Raw genomic sequence first — 4,940 nt, 5'->3', positions numbered from 1 at the left:
GCCTTACGAGCCGTCGAGACCTTCTTCGCAACGCGACCGGCAGCCTTCTTGACCGTCTTGCGGACGGCTGCGGCCTTCTTCACGACGCGACCGGCTGCCTTGCGGACAACCTTCTTGACCGCTGCTGCCTTACGGGTCGAACCCTTCTTGGCGGCGACCTTCTTGGAAGCGGCCTTCTTGGAAGCGGCCTTCTTGGCGACCTTGGCGACCTTCTTCGAGGCAACCTTACGAGCCGGCGCCTTCTTGACGGCCTTGGTCACAGCCTTCCTGGAAGCGACCTTCCTGGAGGCTGCCTTCTTGACCGCGACTTTCTTCGTGGCCTTCTTGGCGGCGACCTTCTTAGCGGCAACCTTCTTGACTGCAGCCTTCTTGACCGCAGTCTTCTTGGCCGGTGCCTTCTTGGCAACTGCCTTCTTGGCCGGAGCCTTCTTAGCAGCAACCTTCTTCACAGCAGCCTTCTTGACAGCCTTCTTCGCCGAAGCCTTCTTGGCAGCAACCTTGGTCGGCGCAGCCTTCTTGGCAGCAGCCTTCTTACCAGCCGCCTTCTTCGGAGCAGCCTTGGCAGGTGCCGCCTTCTTGGCCGGAGCCTTCTTGGCAGCCGCAGCAGCCTTCTTCGGCGCAGCCTTCTTAGCAGCGGCCTTCTTCGGCGCCGCTTCAGCAGGTGCAGCCTTAGCCGGAGCAGCCTTAGGCGCCGCCTTGCGAGTTGCCTTCTTCGCAGCCTTCTTGGCCGGAGCCGGCGTCTCCACCGGGGCAACCTCGACAACGGCAGCCTTCTTCACCGGCGCCTTGCGAGCCTTCTTGACGACCGGTGCCGAGTACGGCTCCGATACGACCGACTCGGAAGCCGGCTCCGACACGAAGTCCGGCTCGCCAAGATCGTGGTCGCTCGAAGCGGCAGCAGCCGGCTCGGGCGTCGGGTCGATCGTCTTGATGGCGACCGGCTTACGCTTGACAACTTTCTTTGCGACGACCGGCGACGGCGTCACTTCAGCGGCGACATTCGTCTCCGCTTCGGGCGTCTCGACGGTGTCATTGGTGTCGATATCGGGCAGCTCACCCTCGACAACCTGGTTTTCGTTGGACATGTTTTTCCCTCTCCGCGGGGTCAGAACTTACCGTAATAGCCTTCCTTCAAAGCATCAAAGAGGTTCGCGGCGGTGTGCATTTCACCGTCGTATTCGACCTCTTCATTACCCTTCAGTTCGACAACGCTACCGTCTTCCAATTCGAAGCGATAGAGGGTGTTCTCCAGGTCGGTTTCTTTTACGAGCACGCCCTGGAACGCGGCGGGGTTAAAACGGAAGGTTGTGCAGCCCTTCAGACCCTGCTTATGGGCGTACATATAGATGTCCTTGAAGTCCTCATACGGATAATCCGTCGGGACGTTCGCGGTCTTGGAAATGGACGAATCGATCCACTTCTGCGAGGCCGCCTGGATGTCTACGTGTTCTTTCGGGCTGATGTCGTCGGCGGAGACGAAGTAATCCGGCAGGCGGGTCTTCGGGTCGTCGGAGAACGGCAGCGCCTCGGAATTGATGAGGGCGCGGTAGGCCAGCAGCTCGTAGCTGAAAACCTCGACCTTCTCTTTCGACTTCTTCCCTTCGCGGATCACATTGCGGGAATAGTGGTGCGCAAAGCTGGGCTCGATCCCGTTGGAGGCATTGTTGGCCAGGCTGAGCGAAATCGTGCCGGTGGGCGCGATGGACGAGTGGTGGGTGAAGCGCGCGCCGGTCTCGGCCAGGGCCTCGATCAGCTCCGGGGCCACCTCGGCCACGCGCTGCATGTAGCGGGAATACTTCGCGTGCAGCACGCTGCCACGGATGCTCTGGCCGACCTTCCAGCCGTCGGTGACCATCTCCGGCCGCTTGCGCAGCATCTCGGCGGTGACCTCGTACTCGCGGCTCAGGACGGGCGCCGGGCCCTTTTCCTTGGCGAGCTCRAGGGCCACTTCCCAGCCGGCGACAGCCATCTCACGCGAGACTTCCTCGGTGAAGGCGACCGCATCGGCGTTGCCGTAGCGCATCTTCAGCATGGTGACCGTGGAGCCGAGGCCCAGGAAGCCCATGCCGTGGCGACGCTTGGAGATGATCTCTTCGCGCTGCTGGGCGAGCGGCAGGCCGTTGATCTCGACCACGTTGTCGAGCATGCGGGTGAACACGCGGACCACCTCGCGGTATTCCTCCCAGTCGAACCGGGCCTTGGGGCCGAACGGATCGCGGACGAACACGGTGAGGTTGATCGAGCCCAGCAGGCACGAGCCGTACGGCGGCAGCGGCTGCTCGCCGCAGGGGTTGGTCGCGCGGATGTGCTCGCACCACCAGTTGTTGTTCATCTCGTTGACGCGGTCGATGAGGATGAAACCCGGCTCGGCGTAGTCATACGTCGAGACCATGATCATGTCCCACAGGTGCCGCGCACGGATGTGGCCGTAGATCTTGCAGGCGACGAGGCCGTCTTCGCGCGTCACATAATTCTGCGAGGTCGGCCACTCGCGCCAGATGACCTTGGCGGCGTCGTTGAGGTCGATCTCGTGCTGCTCTTTGACGTGCACCGGGAAGACCGTCGGCCAGTCCTGGTCGTTCTCGACCGCTTCCATGAAGCCGTCGGTGATCAGCAGCGACAGGTTGAACTGGCGCAGGCGACCGTCTTCGCGCTTGGCGCGGATGAATTCCTTGGCGTCCGGATGGGCGATGTCGAAGGTACCCATCTGCGCACCGCGGCGACCGCCGGCGGAGGAGACGGTGAAACACATCTTGTCGTAGATATCCATGAACGACAGCGGGCCCGACGTGTGGGCGCCGGCGCCGGAGACGTAGGCGCCGCGCGGGCGCAGCGTCGAGAACTCGTAGCCGATGCCGCAACCGGCCTTCAGCGTGAGGCCGGCTTCGTGCACCTTCTCGAGGATGTCGTCCATCGAGTCGTGGATGGTGCCCGAGACCGTGCAGTTGATCGTGGAGGTGGCCGGCTTATGCTCGAGCGCGCCAGCGTTGGACGTGATGCGGCCAGCGGGAATGGCACCGCGGCGCAGGGCCCAGAGGAAACGCTCGAACCAGTGTGCGCGCAGCTCGTCGGTGCCTTCGACATCGGACAGTGCGCGGGCGACGCGCTGGTAGGTGCCGTCTACCGACTCGTCGACGGGGTTACCCGACTTGGCCTTCAGACGGTACTTCTTGTCCCAGATGTCGTACGAGGCAGGCTGAAGCGGAATGGCCGCGGTCTCAAGCCCCATGGCTTGCGCACGTGCAGTGCTCATGTATGTGTCGTCCTCGAGTCTCGGCCTTTGTAGGCCTTTTATTGGTATGCGGTAACGCAACCACCTCGACAGCTCTCCCCCCGGAGCCTCTGCCGACCATCCTTGCTCCCTCGTCGACCCCCAAAAAGCGTTTGGTGACGATGGTTTGAAGCCTGAACCTGAGTAACCGCAGCACCAGTGCTAGGTAACAAGTCAGCCTGGGAACACAAGATGTTGTGGTTACGACCGGAGTGAACCTTAAACCCGGAAGGGGTCGAAGTAAAGTGTCGGTGATCGTTGTCTCAGGGTTTGAAATTCACCCAAAAGGAGTTCTTGCATGACCGCCAGCGCTTATCGGCGAACCACGATTTTTTCTGTCCTTGCCACCCTGGGTTTTGCCCTGGCCTCGCCCGCCTTTGCCGGCCTGCCACCGTCCATCAACGGTGAGCCGATGCCTTCACTGGCACCGATGCTGGCCAAGGTGACGCCGGCCGTGGTGAACATCTCGACGAAGACCCGCGTGCGTACACGCAATCCGTATTTCGACGATCCGACCTTCCGCCAGCTGTTCGGCAACCAGGGCGTCCCGCGCGAACGCGTGGAGCAGAGCCTGGGCTCGGGCGTGGTCATCGATGCCGATAAAGGCTATGTGCTGACCAACCACCATGTCGTCGGGGGCGCGGACGATATCACGGTGACGCTGCAGGATGGTCGCGACTTCAAGGCGAAGCTGCTCGGCAGCGACCCGGAGACGGACGTGGCGGTGCTGCAGATTCCGGCGGAGCGCTTGCAGGCGCTGCCGATCGCCGATTCGTCCGCGTTGCGTGTCGGTGATTTCGTGGTGGCCGTGGGCGATCCCTTCGGTCTCGGGCAGACAGCGACGTCGGGCATGGTCTCGGCGCTGGGTCGGTCGGGGCTGGGCAAGGGCTTCCAGAACTTCATCCAGACCGACGCCTCGATCAATCCCGGCAACTCCGGCGGCGCCCTGGTGAACCTGCGCGGCGAGCTGGTCGGCATCAACTCGATGATCTTCACGCCGTCCGGCGGCAATGTCGGTATCGGCTTCGCCATTCCGACGGATCTGGCGACCGGCGTGATGAAGCAGCTGCTGTCTTACGGCAAGGTGCGACGCGGGAATCTCGGCGTGGAGGTGCAGGACATTACGCCGCGCATCGCCGAGGCGCTTCGGCTGAAGGACGCTAACGGGGCGGTGGTCACGCGGATCAACGAGGGCTCCCCGGCGGAGAGCGCGGGGCTGCAGACGGGTGATGTGCTGACCGCCATCGATGGGAAACCGGTGCGCTCGGCACAGGATGTGCGCAATACGGAGGGCCTGCTGCCGCTGGGCGCGAAGGTGAAGCTGGCGGTGCAGCGCGAGGGAGCCTCTCGCGATGTGGAGGCGACGATTGCCGCGGTGGCGATTGCATCGTTAGATGGCGGGAAGGTGGATCCGCGGCTGGCCGGGGTGACGCTGAGCGATCTCACGGCGGAGCAGAAAGCGGCGGGGGCGTTCGGTGTGGTGTTGAGTGGGGTGAAGCGTGGGTCGGCCGCGGCGGGAGCTGGGTTGAAGGATGGGGATATTGTTGTGGGGATTCAGCAGAGAAGGGTGGCGTCGGTGAAGGCGTTGCCGGTGGGGCGTGGGTTGGTTGGGGGGCAGCTGTTGTTGACGGTGGTTCGTGACGGTTCTGTGTATTACGCGGTGCTGTAG

At 63.0% G+C, this 4,940-nt stretch carries 3 protein-coding genes; 1 reads left to right on the top strand and 2 read right to left on the bottom strand.

Annotated features, from left to right (window positions below; all coding sequences use genetic code 11):
• Both AC1DT2_RS15645 and AC1DT2_RS15640 read right to left on the bottom strand, forming a co-directional pair.
• Nucleotides 1-1,085: histone H1-like repetitive region-containing protein (locus tag AC1DT2_RS15645; protein ID WP_477297310.1), on the bottom strand; the 1,085-nt coding region annotated here is incomplete at its 3' end.
• Nucleotides 1,086-1,105: 20 nt separating this feature from the next.
• Nucleotides 1,106-3,253 (bottom strand): adenosylcobalamin-dependent ribonucleoside-diphosphate reductase, encoded by a 2,148-nt coding sequence (locus tag AC1DT2_RS15640; RefSeq protein ID WP_477297309.1) that lies wholly within the window; start codon nucleotides 3,251-3,253, stop codon nucleotides 1,106-1,108.
• 316 nt (nucleotides 3,254-3,569) lie between these two features.
• On the opposite strand from AC1DT2_RS15640, the gene AC1DT2_RS15635 reads away from it, so the two are divergent.
• Nucleotides 3,570-4,940 (top strand): DegQ family serine endoprotease, encoded by a 1,371-nt coding sequence (locus tag AC1DT2_RS15635; RefSeq protein WP_477297308.1) that lies wholly within the window; start codon nucleotides 3,570-3,572, stop codon nucleotides 4,938-4,940.

It is taken from the genome of Luteibacter sp. P4_E6, assembly GCF_056401535.1.
Note: the sequence above shows the minus strand (reverse complement) of the source record. Positions and strands in the feature narration are given on the sequence as shown.

Excerpts from the sequence above, each read along its gene's own strand:
- AC1DT2_RS15635 (WP_477297308.1), top strand. The coding sequence starts at position 3,570 with ATGACCGCCAGCGCTTATCGGCGAACCACGATTTTTTCTGTCCTTGCC.